This is a genomic window from Sphingobium sp. SG1 (assembly GCF_057063145.1).
Window position 1 is genome coordinate 104992 of sequence record NZ_JBVVOJ010000007.1, and the last position, 19001, is coordinate 123992.

General features: G+C 65.2%; 17 protein-coding genes. 12 read left to right on the plus strand and 5 right to left on the minus strand.

The genetic code is table 11. The annotated features are described in order from the left end of the window. Positions 1–9 precede the first annotated feature (9 nt). A complete protein-coding gene (locus AC0KVN_RS16390) occupies positions 10–765 on the plus strand; it encodes a class I SAM-dependent methyltransferase (protein WP_435567308.1) in 756 nt (251 codons plus the stop codon). A gap of 28 nt (positions 766–793) precedes the next feature. Beyond that, positions 794–1501, plus strand: a complete 708-nt coding sequence (locus AC0KVN_RS16395; RefSeq protein WP_435567309.1) for a 2OG-Fe(II) oxygenase — start codon at positions 794–796, stop codon at positions 1499–1501. A gap of 180 nt (positions 1502–1681) precedes the next feature. Here AC0KVN_RS16395 and AC0KVN_RS16400 read toward each other — a convergent pair whose 3' ends face one another. After that, positions 1682–3286 carry a M20/M25/M40 family metallo-hydrolase gene (locus AC0KVN_RS16400; RefSeq protein ID WP_435567675.1) on the minus strand — a complete coding sequence of 535 codons (1605 nt, stop codon included), beginning with the start codon at positions 3284–3286 and terminating at the stop codon, positions 1682–1684. 224 nt (positions 3287–3510) lie between these two features. Here AC0KVN_RS16400 and AC0KVN_RS16405 point away from each other — a divergent pair, with 224 nt between their 5' ends. After that, the gene (locus AC0KVN_RS16405) at positions 3511–6381 is read left to right on the plus strand and encodes a TonB-dependent receptor (protein WP_435567674.1); all 2871 of its coding nucleotides are present in this window, start codon (positions 3511–3513) and stop codon (positions 6379–6381) included. 43 nt (positions 6382–6424) lie between these two features. On the opposite strand, the gene AC0KVN_RS16410 is transcribed toward AC0KVN_RS16405, so the two are convergent. Both AC0KVN_RS16410 and dnaN read right to left on the minus strand, forming a co-directional pair. Beyond that, positions 6425–9022, minus strand: a complete 2598-nt coding sequence (locus tag AC0KVN_RS16410; RefSeq protein WP_483656213.1) for an EAL domain-containing protein — start codon at positions 9020–9022, stop codon at positions 6425–6427. A gap of 90 nt (positions 9023–9112) precedes the next feature. Further along, entirely contained in the window at positions 9113–10225 is a 1113-nt protein-coding gene (gene dnaN, locus AC0KVN_RS16415; protein WP_004209883.1) for a DNA polymerase III subunit beta, read from the minus strand. Between the two features lie 171 nt (positions 10226–10396). Between dnaN and AC0KVN_RS16420 the strand changes: the two genes are divergently transcribed. The 3 genes from AC0KVN_RS16420 (at position 10397) to AC0KVN_RS16430 (ending at position 12714) form a co-directional block, all read left to right on the plus strand. Next, positions 10397–10900 (plus strand): hypothetical protein, encoded by a 504-nt coding sequence (locus AC0KVN_RS16420; RefSeq protein ID WP_170978346.1) that lies wholly within the window; start codon positions 10397–10399, stop codon positions 10898–10900. A gap of 48 nt (positions 10901–10948) precedes the next feature. Beyond that, positions 10949–12208, plus strand: a complete 1260-nt coding sequence (gene rlmN, locus AC0KVN_RS16425; protein WP_004209881.1) for a dual-specificity RNA methyltransferase RlmN — start codon at positions 10949–10951, stop codon at positions 12206–12208. Positions 12209–12291: 83 nt separating this feature from the next. Then, positions 12292–12714: a hypothetical protein gene (locus AC0KVN_RS16430; RefSeq protein WP_435567672.1), complete on the plus strand. Its 423-nt coding sequence runs from the start codon at positions 12292–12294 to the stop codon at positions 12712–12714. Between the two features lie 52 nt (positions 12715–12766). On the opposite strand, the gene AC0KVN_RS16435 is transcribed toward AC0KVN_RS16430, so the two are convergent. Both AC0KVN_RS16435 and AC0KVN_RS16440 read right to left on the minus strand, forming a co-directional pair. After that, on the minus strand, positions 12767–13276 hold the full coding sequence (locus tag AC0KVN_RS16435) for an outer membrane protein (protein ID WP_004209879.1): 510 nt from the start codon (positions 13274–13276) through the stop codon (positions 12767–12769). Positions 13277–13602: 326 nt separating this feature from the next. Further along, positions 13603–14163: an outer membrane protein gene (locus AC0KVN_RS16440; protein ID WP_435567671.1), complete on the minus strand. Its 561-nt coding sequence runs from the start codon at positions 14161–14163 to the stop codon at positions 13603–13605. Positions 14164–14453: 290 nt separating this feature from the next. Here AC0KVN_RS16440 and AC0KVN_RS16445 point away from each other — a divergent pair, with 290 nt between their 5' ends. The 6 genes from AC0KVN_RS16445 to AC0KVN_RS16470 all read left to right on the plus strand — a co-directional run bounded on the left by AC0KVN_RS16445 (position 14454) and on the right by AC0KVN_RS16470 (position 18963). Then, positions 14454–15143: a cytochrome b/b6 domain-containing protein gene (locus AC0KVN_RS16445; RefSeq protein ID WP_435567670.1), complete on the plus strand. Its 690-nt coding sequence runs from the start codon at positions 14454–14456 to the stop codon at positions 15141–15143. Next, on the plus strand, positions 15140–15886 hold the full coding sequence (locus AC0KVN_RS16450; RefSeq protein ID WP_435567669.1) for a molybdopterin-binding protein: 747 nt from the start codon (positions 15140–15142) through the stop codon (positions 15884–15886). Before AC0KVN_RS16445 ends, AC0KVN_RS16450 begins: the two co-directional genes overlap by 4 nt. Positions 15887–15918: 32 nt before the next feature. Continuing rightward, on the plus strand, positions 15919–17160 hold the full coding sequence (locus AC0KVN_RS16455) for an SAM-dependent methyltransferase (RefSeq protein WP_004209872.1): 1242 nt from the start codon (positions 15919–15921) through the stop codon (positions 17158–17160). 163 nt (positions 17161–17323) lie between these two features. Next, positions 17324–17632 carry a hypothetical protein gene (locus AC0KVN_RS16460; RefSeq protein WP_435567668.1) on the plus strand — a complete coding sequence of 103 codons (309 nt, stop codon included), beginning with the start codon at positions 17324–17326 and terminating at the stop codon, positions 17630–17632. Between the two features lie 73 nt (positions 17633–17705). Continuing rightward, on the plus strand, positions 17706–18128 hold the full coding sequence (locus tag AC0KVN_RS16465; RefSeq protein WP_004209870.1) for a DUF350 domain-containing protein: 423 nt from the start codon (positions 17706–17708) through the stop codon (positions 18126–18128). Positions 18129–18132: 4 nt separating this feature from the next. Further along, positions 18133–18963, plus strand: coding sequence for a S1 family peptidase (locus tag AC0KVN_RS16470; RefSeq protein ID WP_004209868.1), 831 nt, complete (start codon positions 18133–18135; stop codon positions 18961–18963). The last annotated feature ends 38 nt before the right edge of the window (positions 18964–19001 follow it).

Here is a 19001-nt window from a genome sequence, read left to right on the forward strand (position 1 = left end):
GGAAAATCCATGCGCCTGATGCTTGCCCTGGCCCTGAGCGGCCTTGCCCTGTCCACGCCGATCATCGCCACCGCCAAGACCGATCTTGCCGCGGCCGTGGCTGACCCCAAGCGGCCCGCCGACGCACGGGCGCTGGACGAAAGCCGCAAGCCGGCCGAGACGCTGGCCTTCCTGGGTCTCAAGCCCGGCATGAAGGCGGCCGACATCATGACCGGATCGGGCTATTGGGCGGAGATCATGGCCGATGCGGTCGGCCCCAAGGGCAAGGTGACCGGGTTCGAGCCCAGCCAATTCTATGCCAGCGAGGAAGAGAAGCCCAAATGGGCGGCACTGGTCGCGCGCCGACCGGAGGTCGACTGGGTGCGCTATCCGTTCGAGGCCTTCGCGGCGGCGCCCGACAGTTTCGACTTCAGCATCATCAATCTGAGCTACCATGATCTCTACTGGCAGTCGGACAAGTTCGGCATTCCGCGCACCGACCCCGATGCCTTCGTGAAGACGCTCTATGCTGCAACGAAACCGGGCGGGATCGTCGGCATCATCGACCATGTCGGCCCGGCCGGCGACACCCGCGCGGTGGTGGACAAGCTGCACCGGATCGACCCCGCCGTGGTCAAGGCCGACTTCCTGCGCGCCGGCTTCGTGCTGGAGGCGCAAAGCCCGCTGCTCGCCAACCCCGCCGACGATCACAGCAAGCTCGTGTTCGATCCTGCCATTCGCGGCAAGACGGACCGTTTCCTCTACCGCTTCCGCAAGCCCAAATGATCCGCCGGATTTGAGCGCAAGGGGCGGGATGACGCCGCGCACCGCGCCGCCCATGCTGCGCGCCATGGACCTCACTGACCTCGACCTTCATGGCGCCGCGCGCCTGCCTGCCCTGCTTTCCCCGGGCCAGTGCGACGCGATCGTCGCGCTATGGGACCAGCCCCATGTCTTCCGCAAGGAGGTGGTGATGGCGCGCCATGGCTATGGCCGGGGGCGCTATCGCTATTTCACTTACCCGCTGCCCGAGCCGGTCGCCGCGGTACGCGAGGCACTTTATCCGCCGCTGGCGCAGGTCGCCAATCGCTGGGCGGCGATGCTGGGGAGCGATGCGCTCTACCCCGCCCGTCACGCCGATTTCCTGAACCAGTGCGCGCTTGGCGGCCAGGACAAGGCGACGCCCTTGCTGCTGCGCTATGAGGCGGGCGACTGGAATGCGCTGCATCAGGATGTCTATGGCGCGACCATCTTCCCGTTGCAGGCCGCGATATTGCTGTCGGAGCCGGAAGCGAACTTCACCGGCGGCGCCTTCATCCTGACCGAACAGCGCCCGCGCATGCAGTCGCGGCCCGAAATGGTGCCGCTGCGCAAGGGCGATGCCGTGGTCTTCCCGGTGCGCGAGCGGCCGGTGATGGGCACGCGCGGCATCCACCGGGTGCAGATGCTTCATGGCGTCAGCCGGCTCCTGTCCGGCATGCGCCACACGCTGGGCATCATCTTTCACGACGCCCAAAGCTAGGGCCAATCGACATTCAGCCCTGACGGCCTGCAAATGGCGGTTCTCCGCGCTTCCGGTGCTCACGTACTTTAAGTACGCTGCGCTCCGGGTCACGGAAAACCACCATTTTCGTCACGTCATCATCTGAATGTCGATCGCCCCTAGGCGGGGTGGCGACACCGCCGCCCCGCACCTCTTGAATCAATCCAGCGCCGGATCCTCATATTTGAACGGATCGCTGACCGCCGGCTGGGTCGGCAGCGGCATGCGCGGCAGCGTCTTGTCGCTGTTCGCCGCCTGCAGCAGCATGCCGGCGAGGACGACTGCGCCCTGGCGCATATCCTCCGCCTTCAGATGATCGAAGGTGTCGATGCCGCTGTGATGGACCCGGCTTTCATAGTCGAGCGGATCCTGGATGAACTGATAGCCCGGCACACCGATCGCCTGCATATATTCATGGTCGGTGCCGCCGGTCGGCTGCGACACGACATTGCCGGCGCCCATGCTGGCAAAGGGGCTGAGCCATTCGCGCAGCAGCGAGACGGCCGCGACGTTGCGCTCGGCATAGAGGCCGCGCAGCTTGCCCGAGCCATTGTCGATGTTGAAATAGGCTTTCAGGTCCGCATAGCCGGGCTTGGGCGTGATCGGGAAACGGGTCTTGTAGCGGAAATACATTTCCTCCCGCCCCTGTTCCTCCTTCGGCCCCGGCGCGCGGGTGGCGAGATATTCGTCGACATAGGCCATCGAGCCGAACAGCCCCTGTTCCTCGCCCGACCATAGCGCGAAGCGGATCGTGCGCTTGGGCTTGATGCCGAGCGACTTGAGGATGCGCGCAGCCTCCATGATCATGGCGCTGCCCGCGCCATTGTCCGCCGCGCCGTCGCCCGCGACCCAGCTGTCGAGATGCGCGCCAGCCATGACATAGCCGGCCTTGGGATCGCTGCCGGGAATATCGGCCAGGATGTTGTAGGCGTTGACGTCGCTGTCATCGAAACGGACGTCGCTGTTGATTTCCAGCACCGGCGCCGGGCCGGTCTTGGCGAGGCGGGCGAGACGGCGATAATCCTCCGCCGCGATTTCGACACCGGGCAGCGCGGGCGTGTCGCTGACGCCGAAATCATAGCCTTCGCCATGCAGCAGCTTGCCGTCGCGATAGGATTGCCGCGCCCATCCGACCGCCCCCTCGGCCTTGAGGAAGGCCTCCAGCTTGCGGGTGAAGCTGAGGCGCTTCATCAGCCGCTCCAGCGACGCTGGATCATTTTTCGGCTGCTCGAACCTGTCGAGCTTCTCGATATCCTCGCCCTTCAGCCGTTGGAAGGCAGCCTCGTTCGGCTCGTCGCCGGTGCCGGGCAGCGACACCAGTACGATCTTGCCGGCAAGCTTGCCGCGCCAGGCGTCGAAATCGCGCTCCTTCTTCATCGGCGCAACGATGATCGGCGCGCTCAGCACGCCATTGGTCGGCGGCGTCCAGGCAATGGGGATGGCGGTGAGCTGGATCGGGCGTGGGCTGATCATCTTCACCGAGGAGGCGGCAATCCACCAGCCGCGACCGAAGCGAAAGCCCTGCTTGCGGACATTGGACAGGCCCCATTGGCGAAACTGGTCGGCGGTCCAGCCCTCCGCCTGCCGCATCTGCGGCGAGTTGGTCATGCGCCCGCCAATATCGTCGGTCAGATGCTGGGCGATCTGCATCACCTGGCTGTGGTTCAGCCCTTCGTCGATGACGCGGTTGAGATCGTCGGCCTGCTGCGCGGCGACCGGTGCGGCCAGGCACAGCAAGGGCAGCAGGATGATGGAATGGCGCATATAATCCCCCTTCGTCCGGCCGTCAGGCGCGGCCGCGAAAGCCCGTCTATGCCCGACTGACGCGGGATCGCAAGTGAGGCCGATCACGCCCCGAACACGCATTTGTTGCACCATGTGACGCGCCGTTACACTTTGCGACAAAACTGTCTTTGCCTTGCCAGATTTTTGCGACAAGTGCGGCCTAAACGAGATCCTGTCAGGGTCCAGATTAGGGGTAAATTTCCGTGCGCCAGACGACGTCGCTGCTGCTGTTTTCACTGATGCTGGGCGCGGCGCCCGGCGCGCTGATGGCGCAGGAGGCCGAGCAGAAGGGGCCGCCGGCCCAGATGGACGAGGGCGACGAGATCGTCGTGACCGGCGCGGTCCAGCGCGGCGCGGTGCCCGGCGACATCAAGCCCGAACAGCAATTGTCGCCCGCCGATGTCCGGGCACTGGGCGTCACGTCGATTTCCGAAATCATCACCGAATTGTCGCCACAGACCAATGGCACGCCGGTCATCCTGCTGAACGGCAAGCGCATTTCCAGCTTCTCGGAAATTTCCGACCTGCCGTCCGAAGCGGTGTCGCGGGTCGACATCCTGCCCGAGGAAGTGGCCCTGTCCTATGGCTATGCGCCGACGCAGAAGGTGGTGAACATCGTCCTGCGTCAGCGTTTCCGCGCGACCACGGTCGACCTGCGCGGTGGCACGACCACCGATGGCGGACGCGAAAATGGCCAGGGCGAAGTCGGCGTGCTGCGCATCCGGGGCGACAATCGGCTGACGCTCAACGTCAAATATAGCCGGGCCGACGATCTGCTGGAGAGCGAGCGCGGCATCAATGCCGCAGCGCCCAGCATGCCCTATTCGCTGGCCGGCAATATCACCGCGATCGAGCGGGGGGCGGAAATCGACCCGGCCCTGTCGGCCGCCGCCGGCCAGACCGTGACGGTCGCCAGCGTGCCCGGCAGCGCCGCCAATGGCGCCCCCGCCCTCAATGATTTCGTTGCCGGCGCGAACCAGACCAGCGTCAGCAATCTCAGCAAATATCGCACGCTCAGCCCCGCGACCGAAAATTTCTCCGCCAACGCGACGCTTGCGCGCGCGCTGGGCGGCGTATCGGCGACGATCAACGGCCGGCTGGAACTGTCCGACAATGATTCGCTGCAGGGCCTGTCGGCCGCCGCCCTCACCCTGCCCGGCGGCAATCCCTTCTCCGCCTTTGGCGACGATGTCCGCCTCTATCGCTATCTGGAGCAGGCCGGCGCGCTGGGGCAGAAGATTCGCGGCACCACCGGCCATGTCGGCGTCACGCTGAATGGCCGGCTGGGCGGCACATGGCAATGGTCCTTCACCGGTAATGGCGACATTTCCGACACTCGCACGCGCACCGATCGCGGCGTCGACACGGGCGGCATCCAGGCCGCGCTCGATGCTGGATCGGCCAGCGTCAATCCCTATGGCGCCTTCACCGCCGACCTGCTGCAATCGCGCCTGACCGACCGCGCCCGGTCGCAATCGCGCGCGATCGGCGGCGACCTGCTGGTCAGCGGATCGCTGCTGACCCTGCCGGCCGGCAATGTCATGACGTCGGTGCGGGTCGGGGGATCGGCCAATGGCTTTGAAAGCCATTCGGTGCGGTCAGGCGTGGAACGCGGCCTGGACTATAATCGCGAGATTGCGAGCGGACAGGTCAGTTTCGACATACCGCTGACCAGCCGGTCCAAGGGGTTTCTGGGCGCGATCGGCGATGTCGGCGTCAACATGAACGCCGGGGCGCAGCATCTGTCGGATTTCGGCACGCTGTCGACGCTGGGCTATGGCCTGCGCTGGCGGCCGGTGCCGGCGGTGCAGTTGCTGGTGTCGGCCAATCAGGACAAGTCAGCGCCGACCGGCACGCAGATCAACGATCCGGTGATTTCGACGCCCAACGTGTCGGTGTTCGACTATGCCACCGGCCAGACCGTGTTCGTCACGCAATTTTCCGGCGGCAACCCGGACCTGCGATCCAGCACGCGGGATCAGTTCCGCATCAACGCGCGGATCAAGCCGTTCGAGAAGCCGAACCTGACGCTGACGGCGACCTATCTCAACAGCCGGACCAGCAACCCCATTTCCGCCTTTCCGACGCCGACGCCGGCGATCGAGAATGCCTTCCCGCAGCGTTTCATGCGCGATGAGGATGGCCAGTTGCTGAGCATCGACGGGCGGCCGATCAACTATCTGCGTTCGCAGAGCGAACAGCTGCGCTGGGGCTTCGACCTGTCCATCTCATTGAAGTCGCACATCCAGAAGGTGATCGAGGCGTGGCGCGCGGCCGGCGCCAAGCCCGAGGATCGGCCCAAGGAATTGCAGGACATGCGCGCCGCCTTCGGCAATCGCGGCCCGCGCGACGGCGCGGAGGGCAATCGCGAGGGCGGTCCGCCGCGCGGCGAGGGCAATGACAGCGCGCCCCGTGGCGACGGCGACAACAACCAGCGCGGCAATGATGGCCCCGGTGGCCAGAATGGTGGCCAGGGTGGTGATAATGCGCAGGGCGGTGGCGATGGTCCGCGCGGGCCCGGCGGTCCGGGTGGTCCGGGCGGCGGCTTTGGCGGTCCGGGCGGTTTCCGTGGCCCCGGCGCCGGCCAGGGCGGACGACTGACCTTCAGCCTCTATCATACCTGGCACCTGACCGAGAGCATCCTGATCGCGCCGGGCGTGCCCGAACTCAACCTGCTCGACGGCGACGCGGTCGGCTCCTCGGGCGGGCAGCCGCGCCACGAACTGAAGGCGCGGATCGGCTATGTGAACAATGGCATTGGCGGCCGGCTGGGCGTCGACTGGGAAAGCGGCACCCATGTCGATGGTGCCTTGGGCGGCAGTTCGCGGCTGGACTTTGCCAGCCTGGCGACCGCCAATCTGCGGCTGTTCGCCAATTTCGGCCAGATGCCCAGCCTGGTGAAGGCCCATCCCTTCCTGCGCGGCGCGCGCGTGTCGATCGGCATCGACAATATCTTCAACACCCGCCGCGACGTCACCGACGCGACCGGAGCAACCCCGGTCCGCTATCAGCCGGGCTATCTCGACCCGCTCGGCCGGACGGTGTCGGTCAGCTTCCGCAAGCTGTTCTTCTGAAAGGTCGGCCGGCTGGGTAATGCCCGGCCGGTCGTCTGTGTCGCTATCCGGCCAGTGCGCGCGCTTGCGGGCGAAGCAGGGCCAGATCGATCGGGGCGGCGAATTCCACCCCCATGCGGTCTTCGCGTGACCAGCGGGTGGTCGCGTCGACGCTCTGCCCCTCCGACAGGTCGATCGCGAACTGCGTGCCTTCCGGCACATTCCACAGCCCCTCGATCATCGCGCCGGTGGCGGAGATGTTGCGGATGCGGCCATTATAGACATGGCCGTCATGATGGACGGCGACCGTGCGCAGCATCGCCTTGCGCTCCGGCCGGCTCGACTGGAAGCCTTCGGACCGGGCGGAGACGCCATTGGCGCGCTGGCCTTCCAGCACCTGCGCGGCGGGCATCGGCCGGCCATAGATATAGCCCTGGATATGGCTGCACCCCAGTTGCCGGATCAGGTCCAGCTCGTCGCGGGTCTCGGCGCCTTCCGCGGTCGTATCCATGCCCAGCGCCTCGGCCAGGCTGACGATCGCCTTGATGATCGCGCTGTTGCGGCTGCCCCGGATCGCGGCACCGCGCACGAAGCTCTGGTCGATCTTGATCTTGTCGAACGGCGCCTTCTTCAGATAGCCGAGCGACGAATAGCCGGTGCCGAAATCGTCGAGCGCCAGCCGCACGCCCAGCCCCTTGAGCCGGGTGAACATGGCGTCGGTGCCGTCATTGTCGTTCAGGAACACGCTTTCGGTGATTTCCAGCTCCAGCCGTTCGGGCGCCAGCTGCGCGCTCGCCAGGGCCTGCATCACGGTGGTCGGGAAACCGGGATTGGCGAACTGCATCGCCGAGACATTGACCGCAACGCGGATGCCCGCGTCCCACTGGGCCGCGTCACGACAGGCGGTGCGCATCACCCATTCGCCGATCGGCGCGATCAGGCCGCTATCCTCCGCAATGGGGACGAACAATGCGGGCGAGATGGCGCCGCGCACCGGATGATCCCAGCGCAGCAGCGCCTCATAGCCGGTGATGCGCTCGGTCGTCGAACTGACGATCGGCTGATAGACGAGGTGCAGGCCGTCCGCGGTCAGCGCATGGCGCAGATCCTGTTCGAGCTGGCGGCGATCCTCCGCATCGGCGTGCATGTCGGCCGAATAGAAACGATAGACACCGCGCCCATCACCCTTCGCCTTGTAAAGCGCGAGGTCGGCATTGCGGATCAGGGCATCGGCGGTGACGCCATCTTCGGGGCAGAAGGAAATGCCGATCGACACGCCGATCACCACGCCCGTGCCCTCGATCGAATAGGGTTGCGACAGGGCGCTGATGATCGCCTGTGCCAGCAGGCCGAGCCGGTTGCGGTCATGGCGGCCATGCACCAGCACCTTGAACTCGTCGCCGCCCTGGCGCCCGACCAGCCCCTGATTGCCGACCACGCGCTGGAGCCGCTGGCTGACTTGGCGCAGCAGCGCATCGCCGGCCGGATGGCCGAGCGTGTCGTTGACGCTCTTGAACCGGTCGAGATCGAGCATCATCAGCGCGCATTCGCCCTGTTTGCCGCGGGAACCCAGCACCGCCTGTTCCAGCGCCTGCAGCATCTGCACGCGATTGGCGAGGCCGGTCAGCGAATCATATTGGGCCAGGCGCGTTACTTCCGCCTGGCTGCGCCGCATTTCGGTCAGGTCGGTGCCCGATCCACGGAAGCCGTGGAACTGGCCATATTCGTTGAACACCGGTTCGCCCGAGATCGACCACCAGCGTTCCTCGCGCGCGATCGCGGCCCGCACCGCAATGTCGGCAAAGCCAGTCCGGGCAGAGAGGTGGAAACCCAGCGTTCGCTCGCCATCGCCCTGTTGCCGGTCACCCTGCTGGATGATGTCGGTCAGCGACCGGCCGATCAGGCTGCCCGCTTCCACGCCCAGCGGTTCGGCCAGGGTGGCGGAGATATAGGTGATGTGGCCGTGACGATCGGTTTCCCAGAACCAGCCGCGGCCGGACTGTTCATATTCCTCCAGCAACCGGTCGGAACGCTGCGCCTTGAGATCCTGCCGATGCTGTTCGATCGCCCGTTCACGATCCGCCGCCGCCTGCCGCAGGGTGGCGATCGCCATCACCGCCAGGCAGCTGGCCAGCAGCCCCAGATGCACCATGCCCGCATGGGCGATGCCGGCCACCAGCAGCGCCCCCATGAAATAGCTGAGCCCCAGCAGGCGCCGATCGCCGACGATGCAGACCGCCAGCAGCGCGATCGCCATTTCCGGCACAGCGGACGGCATCGCCACGCCATTGCCCTGCGCCAGCCACAGGCTGAAGATCAGTCCCGAGCAGAAGAGCGCGGGCAGCATCAGCCAGTTCTGGACATGGGGGCGCAGATTGCGGAACAGCGCCCAGCGCGGCACCAGCATCAGCAGGCCGTCGATCAGCACTACGCCGCACATCAGGGCGCCATGTTCCGGCCGGGTGAAGGAAAGCATGCCGAGCAGCGCCGCAACGCACAGCTTGGCCAGCAGCATCAGCGGCCAGAGGGCGGCGACATGGGTGAAGCTGCGCGACAGCCAGTTGGCGGCGACTTCCGTGCCGCTTTCGGCCAGACCCAGCGAGACCAGCAGGCTCGCGGTCCTGGCCGGCGCATCAGTATCTGTTTTGCGGACAATAGCCATGCCGATCGTCTAACCGACAAAGCTTGAGAAGCGATTACCCGCCGGGTCCGGAAGATTCCCTGATATTCAGCGATCTCCCGGCAAGACCGGTCAGACGCGCATCGGCATCAGAACGTAAAGCGCCGGGCTGCGATCATTTTCGCGGATCAGCGTCGGTGCGGCCGCATCGGCCAGGTGCAGTTCGACGATGTCGGTGTCGATCTGGCCAAGGATGTCGAGCAGATAACGGGCGTTGAAGCCGATATCGAAGCCTTCACCCTGGAACGCGCCGGGCACTTCTTCGGCCGCCGTGCCATTTTCCGGGCTGGTGACCGACAGGGTGATCTTGTCCTTGTCGAGGCTCATCTTGACCGCGCGGGTCTTTTCGGTGGCGATGGTCGCAACGCGGTCCACGCCTTCCTCGAAGCTGCGCGGGTCGATCTTGAGCAGCTTGTCGTTCGCGGTCGGAATGACGCGGCTATAATCGGGGAAGGTGCCGTCGATCAGCTTGCTGGTCAGGATCGCGCTGCCCAGACCAAAGCGGATCTTGCTGGCCGACAGGCTGACCTGCACCGAACCCTCGACCTCGTCGAGCAGCTTGCGCAGTTCGGCGATGCACTTGCGGGGGATGATGATGCCCGGCATGCCATCGGCGCCGTCGGGACGCGGCACGGTGACGCGGGCCAGACGGTGGCCGTCGGTCGCGGCGGCCTTGAGCACCGGCGAGCCTTCGTCCGAGACGTGGAAATAGATGCCGTTCAGATAATAGCGCGTCTCTTCGGTCGAGATGGCGAAGCGCGTCTTGTCGATGATCTGCTTGAGCGTTTCGGCCGGCAGTTCGAAGCTGGTCGGCAGGTCGCCCTCGGCAATCACCGGGAAGTCGTCACGCGGCAGGGTCGACAGGTTGAAGCGGGCGCGGCCGGCCTGGATCAGCATCTTGCCGTCGGCCGCCTGCAGCGACACCTGGCTGCCTTCGGGCAGCTTGCGGGCGATGTCGAACAGCGTGTGCGCGGAAATGGTGGTGGCGCCGGCCTGTTCGACCTGGGCCGACACGCTTTCCACGACCTGCAGGTCGAGATCGGTCGCCATCAGCTTGATCGCGCCATCCGCCGATGCCTCGATCAGCACGTTGGACAGGATCGGAATCGTGTTGCGCCGCTCGACCACCGACTGGACGTGGCTGAGGCTCTTGAGGAGCGTTGCGCGTTCGATGGTGGCCTTCATGTCCCTGTTCTGTCCGTTCTTTTTGCGTCGATGGCGAGGATTCGGTCGAATCCCGGCGGCAATGATGGATGGTCCTTCATAACCGCTATGTCGGCGGCGGCAAGCACCTCGACGCGCTTTCGAAACGAAGCCGGGCTTGCAAATGACGATGGCTTGCGCTTTGCCCGGACCATGCGCCGCCTGCCCGCCCTGCTGATCCCGCTCGTCCTGCTCGCCAGCCCGGCCATGGCGCGCGATTCGCTCGGCATTTTCGAAAGCTGGGGGGCGTTTCGCGATCCCGGCGCCGGCCAGAACGGCCCGCGCTGCTACGCCATCGCCATGCCGGTGCCGCGCCGCGCGGGCGATGCGCCCAAGGGTTTTGCCGCCGTCGGCACCTGGCCGCGCCAGCATGTCCGCGGTCAGGTCCATTTCCGCCTCAGCCGCCCGCGCGCCGCCAATGCGCGGGTCTCGCTCAGCGTCGGCGACCGCCGTTTCGCGCTGGTCGCGGGCCAGGCCGATGCCTGGGCCGCCAATCCGCAGGACGATGCCGCGATCATCGCCGCGATGCGCTCCGCCAGCAGCATGAGCGTGCAGTCGACATCGGCCAAGGGCGGCGCCTTTGCCGACAGCTATGCGCTGCGCGGCGCGGCCACGGCGATCGACGCGGCAGCGCTGGGGTGCGCCCGTTTACGCTGATTGCAACGCCACTTTAAAAATCCGGCAAAATCGACTATGTGCGCGACCATGCATTCCGCCGCCAATCCCATCATGCCGATTCCCGGCCTTATCGACCCTGTGCCCGTGCCCCGCGCGGTGACGCCCCGTGAGGACGGGCGCGTCGATATGCTGGGCCTGACCCGCGCCCAGATGAAGGGCGTGCTGGAAGAAGCCGGACTCGATCAGAAGGCCGCCAAGCTGCGGTCCAAGCAGCTGTTTCATTGGCTCTATCATCGCGGCGAAACCGATTTCGAGAAGATGACCGACCTGGCCAAGCCGATGCGGCTGTGGATGGCGGAACGCTTCATCGTCGGCCGGCCGCAGGTGGTGGAAGCGCAGGTGTCGAACGACGGCACCCGCAAATGGCTGCTCCGTTCGGACGATGGCCAGGATTATGAGATGGTCTTCATCCCCGATGCGGACCGCGGCACCTTGTGCGTGTCGAGCCAGGTCGGCTGCACGCTCAATTGCAGCTTCTGCCACACCGGCACGATGCGACTGGTCCGCAACCTGACGCCCGGCGAGATCGTGGGCCAGGTCATGCTGGCACGCGACGCGCTGGGCGAATGGCCCAAGGGCAGCATGGCCAGCGCCAATGACGACGAGACGGACGAGGATTCGCAATATACGGCGGACGGCCGCATGCTCACCAACATCGTGATGATGGGCATGGGCGAACCGCTCTATAATTTCGACCATGTCCGCGACGCGCTCAAGCTGGTGATGGACGGCGATGGCCTGGCCCTGTCGAAGCGGCGCATCACCCTGTCGACCAGCGGCGTCGTGCCGATGATGGCGCGCGCGGCGGAAGAGATTGGCGTGAACCTGGCGGTCTCGCTCCATGCCGTGACCAAGGAAGTGCGCGACGAGCTGGTGCCGCTCAACCGCAAATATGGCATCGAGGAACTGCTCCAAGCCTGTGCCGACTATCCCAAGGCGAACAATGCCCGGCGCATCACGTTCGAATATGTGATGATCAAGGACAAGAATGACAGCGATGCCGACGCGCATGAGTTGGTCCGCCTGATCCGCAAATATAAGCTGCCGGCCAAGGTCAACCTGATCCCGTTCAACCCCTGGCCGGGCACCGACTATGAATGTTCGAGTCCCGAACGGATCCGCGCGTTCAGCACGATCGTGTTCGAGGGCGGCATTTCCGCGCCGGTGCGCACGCCGCGCGGCCGCGACATCATGGCGGCCTGTGGCCAGCTCAAGTCGGCGAGCGAGAAGAAGAGCAAGGCGGAACTCAAGCGCCTGGCAGAAGAGAAGCAAGCCGCACTCGGATAATCCGGGGACGACTGGCTGCGCGCATGCCGCGCGACGACAAGCCCCGCCCATACCGGCGGGGCTTTTCTTTTGGGGGAATGAGGATGACCGATGACGAGATCGATATGCTGGGCCGCGGCTTTTGCGCCTGCACCCTGCCCAAGGCGCACTGGACCCACGGCGCCCATTTCGCGACCGCGCTGTGGCTGATCCTGCGCCGGCCCGATATTGACGCCGAAATTGACATGCCCGGCATGATCCGCCGCTACAATGAAAGCGTCGGCGGGGTGAACAGCGACACGAGCGGCTATCATGAGACCATCACCCAGGCCTCGCTGCACATGGCCCGACAGTTGCTGGCCGGCCTGCCCGCCGATGTGACGCCGGCCGCAGCCTATGCCGCGCTGATGGCGTCGCCGCTGGGCGACAAGGACTGGCCCTTCGCCTACTGGACGCGCGAGACGCTGATGAGCCCGGCCGCGCGCCGGGCCTGGGTCGCGCCCGATCGGACGCCGCTGCCGGCATAAAAAAAGGGCGGTCCGAACGGACCGCCCTTCCCCATATTCCGATCGAGAGGGATCAGAAACGGAAGCCGATGCCGACGACGCCAGCGTCACGGCCACCGAAATTGTCTTCATACTCGGTGCGCTGATATTCGGCCGAGATGTAGGTGTTCGGGGTCACCGAATATTCCAGGCCACCGCCGTAACGCACGCCTTCCAGCGAGGTGTGGGCGCCAGCGGCTTCGATGCGGCTCGAAGCGTAGCCGACCTTGCCGAACGCCAGGATCTGCGGGGTCACGACATAGCCGAGACGGACCGAAGCAGCGAGGTCGCGGCTGGCGTCGAAGCCCTGGCCGTCGACGGTCGAGTCACCGAACGACACTTCCGGACCGAAGGTCACGCGGTTGGCAACGGCGAGGTCGTAGCCGGCGGTCACGCCGTAGCTGAAACCGTCTTCGCCCTGCGCCTTGTCAAAGCCCATGGTGACGCCAGCGCGCGGACCGGTGAACGGCGCAGCATCCTGAGCGAAAGCGGGGGCCGAAACAGCGGCGGCAGCAGCAATCGCTGCGAAAATCACAGTCTTCATAAAGTCCTCGATATTTATTATGACGCTACGACTTAATTGTTCATCTAGCGTTCAGGTTTGATGCTAGGAAAATATGAAATAGAGTCACACTTCCTCCTGCTTATTCTTCTCCGACACTTCGGATAGGAACTGCCCTCTCTGCATCATGAGAGCGCAGTGGCCATCTAGGATCGCCAAACTCACTTGCAAAGGGGCAAGGCCTTTATTTCAATCAATTTCAGGGCTTGTGTTGCAAAAGTGTGACAACGCGCCTGCAGCACGACCGACCGCAAAAAGGGGACGGCCCGACAGCCGCCCCCTTCGCGAAAGCCCCGGTTTCCGGGCGATCAGAAGCGCAAGCCGATGCCCGTCACCAACTGGTGGCGCGACACGCCTGCCTCATAATCGGAATAGCGATATTCCCCCTTGAGGAAGAGCTTTTCGGCGATCCGATATTCCAGACCCGCGCCCAGCCGCAGCCCGTCGCCATTGTCGCCGCCGCGGATCAGGCCGCCTTCGCCGTCACTGGCTTCATATTCCATCCGCGCATTGCTGTAGCCTGCCTTCACATAGGCGAGCGCCTTGCTGCCGAGCGGCACGCCGATCCGCCCGCCGACATACAGGTCGCGATCGGCCTCGCTCTTGCCGCCGGCGACATGCAGACGGGTGGTGGAATCGGAAATTTCGCCCTCGATGCCCAGGATCAGGCCGCCCAGGGCAAAGTCATAGCCGGCATTGAGGCCATAGAGCAGGCCGTCGGCCGATTTGACGCCCTTGGCATCGACCACATCATAGCCGGTGATGATTTCGGCATGGGCACCCGTGAAAGGGGCATAATCCTGCGCAAAGGCAGGCGCCGAAACAAAACATAGAACAGCCGAAGCGATAAAAAACGTGATACTCTTCATATTACCCATCCAATATCTGCGTCGAAGCGCCGAAAATCGTGACAGGCGACCTTATTTATACTCCCGTTTCGTGGAGGAATTTTATCAATTCAAATTTCTGTACGAAAATTCTTTGAAGTCGACTTCATCAGTCCCTTGCAGGGCCAGCCGTTGATCGCAATCGCACGGCGCGCACCATGGCCATTCGACCAACGACAGGCCTGGACATGCGAACGACCGCGATGCGGCTGGATATTTCGACGAAAGACAATAGGGTCATGGCCATGGAGCCGCCTTACGCCCCAGGGGACATGGTCCGCCGCCACCGCCTGGCCACCCGGCTGTGGCACTGGCTGAACGCGCTGCTGCTCTATATCCTCTTCACCTCCGGCCTTGGCATCTTCAACGCCCATCCCCGCCTCTATTGGGGGCAATATGGCGCCAATTTCGACCATGCCTGGCTGGAGCTGGACCGGTTCCCCGGCTGGATCACCCTGCCCGCCCTCTATAATCTGGCGCTGTCGCGCCACTGGCACCTGACCGCCGCGCCGATCTTCGCCTTCGCGCTGCTTTTCTACATGATCTGGAGCCTGGCCGGCGGCCATATCGCCCGCGACCTGGCTTTTCGCCGGGGCGAACTGGCGCCGCGCCATGTCTGGCAGGACATAAGGGATCATGCCCGGCTGCGCTTCCCCACCGGCGCCGCGGCACTGCGCTACAATGTGCTGCAGAAGGCGAGCTACATCGCCGTCCTCTTCATCGCCCTGCCGCTGCTGATCCTGACCGGCCTTACCATGTCGCCCGGCATGAACGCCGCCTGGCCCTGGCTGGTCGACCTTTTCGGCGGGCGCCAGTCGGCCCGGTCAATCCATTTCCTGGCCGCCTTCGCGCTGGTCGCCTTCTTCCTGGTCCATATGCTGATGGTGCTGCTGGCCGGCCCGGTGAACGAGATAGGATCGATGATCACCGGCCGCTATCGCCTGCCTAAGGACCGGCCATGATCCTGACCCGCCGCACCCTGCTGCTGGGCGCGACCGCGACGCTGGCGGGATGCGACCGGATCGCGCGCCAGCCGCTGGCCCGCGACATCCTCTTTTCCGCCGACAATTTCCATTCATGGGCGCAGCGCACAATCATGGCGCGCGACGCGCTGGCACAGGAATTCCGTGCCGATCAGATTTCCCCGTTCTTCCGCGCCAATGGCACCGCCAATCCCAACACCCCGGCCTACAAGGCGCTGTGGCGCAGCGGCTTTGCCGACTGGCGGCTGCGCGTCGACGGACTGGTCGCCCGGCCCCTGTCGCTTTCGCTGTCGCAATTGCACGCCCTGCCCCATCGCGAGCAGATCACCCGCCATGACTGTGTCGAGGGGTGGAGCGCGATCGGCAAATGGCGCGGCGTGCCGTTGAAGCTGCTGCTCGACGGCGCGGGGCTGCGCGACCGCGCCCGCTATATCGTGTTCCACTGCGCCGACGACATGGGCGGCGGCACCGCTTATTATGAGAGCATCGACCTGATCGACGCCTTCCATCCCCAGACCATCCTGGCCTTCGCGCTCAATGACCGGCCACTGAGCGTCGCCAATGGCGCGCCATTGCGACTGCGGGTGGAGCGGCAACTGGGCTATAAGCAGGCCAAATATCTGATGCGGATCGAGGCGGTCGAGAACCTTCTGTCCATCGGTCGGGGCAAGGGCGGTTTTTGGGAAGACCGCGCCAATTATGATTGGTATGCAGGTATTTGACGGCCGCGTAACGAGAAGGACCAGCCTGCTCCATGAAGATTTTCGACCGCGTTCTGAGACGTCTTGTCACCAAGGGTCAGTTGACCGTTTTCTATGCCGATGGCCGTAGCGTTACCGTCGGTTCGCCCGATCCCGACCTGCCCCCGCTGGCGCTGCGCTTCCTCGACAAGCGCGTGCCCCTCGACATCGTCAAGGATCCGCGCCTGGGCATGGCCGAGGCCTATATCGATGGCCGGGTGGCGATCGAGGGCGGCGGCATCATGGAGTTCGTGTCCATGATCCGCCAGAACAACGCCTGGGAAAATGGCAAGTCGATCGACGCCAAGGGGCCGGTGCAGCGCGCGCTGAAGACGGTGCGCCGCAAGCTGTGGAAGGCCAATCATCGCAGCCGGTCCAAGGCCAATGTCGCCCATCATTATGACCTGTCGGGCGCGCTCTACGCCCTCTTCCTCGACCGCGATCGCCAATATAGCTGCGCCTATTTCCCCGATGCGGAGAATGAGGCCGGGATCAGCCTGGAACAAGCGCAGGAAGACAAGAAGGCGCATATCGCCGCCAAGCTCTACCTGAAGCCGGGCATGAAGGTGCTGGACATTGGCTGCGGCTGGGGCGGCATGGCGCTGTACCTGCACAAGCATTTCGGTGTCGACGTCACCGGCATCACCCTGTCGGAAGAGCAGTTGAAGGTTGCGCGCCAGCGGGCGATTGACGCCGGCGTGGCCGACCATGTCCGGTTCGAACTGATCGACTATCGCGACATCGAAGGGCCGTTTGACCGGATCGTGTCGGTCGGCATGTTCGAACATGTCGGCACCGCCGACTATCGCGTCTTCTACAACAAGTGCCGCGACCTGCTGACGCCGGACGGCGTGATGCTGATCCACACGATCGGCCGGGTCGATGGCCCCGGCATCACCGATACCTTCACCACCAAATATATCTTCCCCGGCGGCTATATCCCCGCTTTGTCGGAAATGGTGGCGGGCAGCGAAGGCACGCGGCTGATGATCACCGACGTGGAAGTGCTGCGCATCCATTATGGCCTGACCATCCGCGACTGGTACAAGCGGACCATGGCGCACAAGGCGGATATCGTCGCCCTCTATGACGAGCGTTTCTTCCGCCTGTGGACCTTCTATCTGGCGGGCGCGGCGACCGTGTTCGAACATGGGTCGATGGTCAATTTCCAGGTCCAATATGTGCGCGACCGCCGGGCGCTACCGATCACCCGCGACTATATGATCGAGGCAGAGACCGCGCTGCGCGGGCGCTGAAACACCACCGCGCACCGATGATGCGAGGCAGAATTGCGACCGTCCGGGCGGGCTGAACAAAGCCTGTCAGCCCCGTTCCCGGACGGTTCAGTGACCGCCCCCCATTCTCCTCCCCACGTCCCCGCGCTGCCCCGGCAGCCGGGCCGGACAGAGGAGAAGCAAGATGAAATTCCTGTGGAAAAGCGCCGCGATGCTGGGCCTGGCCATGGCCGGCATCGCCGCCACGAGCGCGCCTGCCCAGGCGCAGCATTATCGCAGCGACGGCTGGCGCGGCGATCGTGACGGCCGCTGGGATGGCCGGCGCCATTGGGACAATCGCCGCTGGGACGACCGCCGTCGCTGGCGCGGCGACCGGCGCTATTATGACGGACGACGCGGCTATTATCGCTCCGCCTATCGCCAGCGCTGCTGGGACGAATGGCGCTATAATGCCTATCGCGACCGTCGGGTCCGGGTCCGCATCTGTCGCTGATCCCGCCTGAGCAAATCCATATCGCGGCCCGCCCCGATTGAACCCGAGGGCGGGTTGCGGCATTTCTGTGCCCATGAGCGATCCTACACCCGTCATCCAGAGCCTGTTGTCGGGCCTGCCGATCCTGCTTCTCCACCTCGCCTGCGCCACCCTGGTCTGGGCGGCCGCCATGGCGGTCTATATGTGGATAACCCCGCACGACGAGTTCAAGCTGATCCGCGCCGGCAATGAGGCGGCCGCCATTTCGCTGGGCGGCGCCTCTGTCGGCCTCGCCGTGCCGCTGGCCTTCTGCCTCGCCGGATCGGTCAATGTCTGGGATGTCGTCATCTGGGGCAGCGTCACGCTGGTGCTGCAACTCATCGCCTTTCGCCTGGTCGACCTGTTGCTGGGGTCGCTGTCGGGCCGGATCGAGGCGAATGAGCGTTCCGCCGCGATCTTCCTGGCGATGATGAAGGCCGCGGTCGCCTGCCTGACGGCTGCGGCCGTGGCGGGCTGACGCGATGGGGCGTGGGGGCTGTGGCTGCCTGCCCTGGCTGCTGGGCCTGATCCTGCTGCTCGCCTGGCTGGGCGAGATGCAGGCACCATCCTTGCAGGTCGAACAATATGATCCCCGGTCGCCCCGCCGCCCGCTACCACGCGGGGGCGAGGAACAATATATTATCGAGGATCGGCCCGGCGGCCCGGCGGACGCCATGGGCACGGCCTTTGCCGTCGATCGCAGCGGCGTGTGGATGACCGCCGAACATGTCACCCATGGCTGTTCGCGCGTCGGGCTGGAACAGCGCGGCCGCGCGCTGGAAGTGCCGCGCGTCATCGAAAGCCGGGAATCGGATGCCGCGATCATCCCGCGCGGCCCCCGCAGCCCCGCCGCCCTGCCACTGCGCAGCGGCGCGCCCTCGCCCGGCTCCACCGGCTATCATATGGGCTTCCCCGCCGGCGAACCGACATTGGTCCTGTCCGAACTGATCGGCCGGGCCGAAGCCCGGCGCGGCAGCAGCGGCATCGACCAGCCGGTGCTGGTCTGGGCCGAGCGTGGCCGCCTGCCCGAGGGCGACGGCACCCTGTCGGGGATCAGCGGCGGGCCGGTCTTCTCCACCGATGGCCGGGTCGTCGGCATCAACAGCGCATCGACCGACCGGCGCGGCCGCATCCTGACCGTGGCGCCCGACGCGATGATGCGCCTGACCGCCGCCAGCCGCGCCGTTGGCGACCAGCCGGTCGCCTATCCCTTTGCCGGGCTGACCGACGCGCAGGAACGTTTCGCCAACTGGCTGGACGATGGCGTCATCCGCCGCATCTTCTGCGATGTCGATGACGGGCGCGGCGGTTGACGCCTGCGGGCAGGAAAGAGTAGGCGCTGCGCAGCATT

Excerpts from the sequence above, each read along its gene's own strand:
- AC0KVN_RS16390 (WP_435567308.1), top strand. The coding sequence starts at position 10 with ATGCGCCTGATGCTTGCCCTGGCCCTGAGCGGCCTTGCCCTGTCCACG.
- AC0KVN_RS16395 (WP_435567309.1), top strand. The coding sequence starts at position 794 with ATGACGCCGCGCACCGCGCCGCCCATGCTGCGCGCCATGGACCTCACT.
- AC0KVN_RS16400 (WP_435567675.1), bottom strand. The coding sequence starts at position 3,286 with ATGCGCCATTCCATCATCCTGCTGCCCTTGCTGTGCCTGGCCGCACCG.
- AC0KVN_RS16410 (WP_483656213.1), bottom strand. The coding sequence starts at position 9,022 with ATGGCTATTGTCCGCAAAACAGATACTGATGCGCCGGCCAGGACCGCG.
- dnaN (WP_004209883.1), bottom strand. The coding sequence starts at position 10,225 with ATGAAGGCCACCATCGAACGCGCAACGCTCCTCAAGAGCCTCAGCCAC.
- AC0KVN_RS16420 (WP_170978346.1), top strand. The coding sequence starts at position 10,397 with ATGCGCCGCCTGCCCGCCCTGCTGATCCCGCTCGTCCTGCTCGCCAGC.
- rlmN (WP_004209881.1), top strand. The coding sequence starts at position 10,949 with ATGCATTCCGCCGCCAATCCCATCATGCCGATTCCCGGCCTTATCGAC.
- AC0KVN_RS16430 (WP_435567672.1), top strand. The coding sequence starts at position 12,292 with ATGACCGATGACGAGATCGATATGCTGGGCCGCGGCTTTTGCGCCTGC.
- AC0KVN_RS16435 (WP_004209879.1), bottom strand. The coding sequence starts at position 13,276 with ATGAAGACTGTGATTTTCGCAGCGATTGCTGCTGCCGCCGCTGTTTCG.
- AC0KVN_RS16440 (WP_435567671.1), bottom strand. The coding sequence starts at position 14,163 with ATGAAGAGTATCACGTTTTTTATCGCTTCGGCTGTTCTATGTTTTGTT.
- AC0KVN_RS16445 (WP_435567670.1), top strand. The coding sequence starts at position 14,454 with ATGGTCCGCCGCCACCGCCTGGCCACCCGGCTGTGGCACTGGCTGAAC.
- AC0KVN_RS16450 (WP_435567669.1), top strand. The coding sequence starts at position 15,140 with ATGATCCTGACCCGCCGCACCCTGCTGCTGGGCGCGACCGCGACGCTG.
- AC0KVN_RS16455 (WP_004209872.1), top strand. The coding sequence starts at position 15,919 with ATGAAGATTTTCGACCGCGTTCTGAGACGTCTTGTCACCAAGGGTCAG.
- AC0KVN_RS16460 (WP_435567668.1), top strand. The coding sequence starts at position 17,324 with ATGAAATTCCTGTGGAAAAGCGCCGCGATGCTGGGCCTGGCCATGGCC.
- AC0KVN_RS16465 (WP_004209870.1), top strand. The coding sequence starts at position 17,706 with ATGAGCGATCCTACACCCGTCATCCAGAGCCTGTTGTCGGGCCTGCCG.
- AC0KVN_RS16470 (WP_004209868.1), top strand. The coding sequence starts at position 18,133 with ATGGGGCGTGGGGGCTGTGGCTGCCTGCCCTGGCTGCTGGGCCTGATC.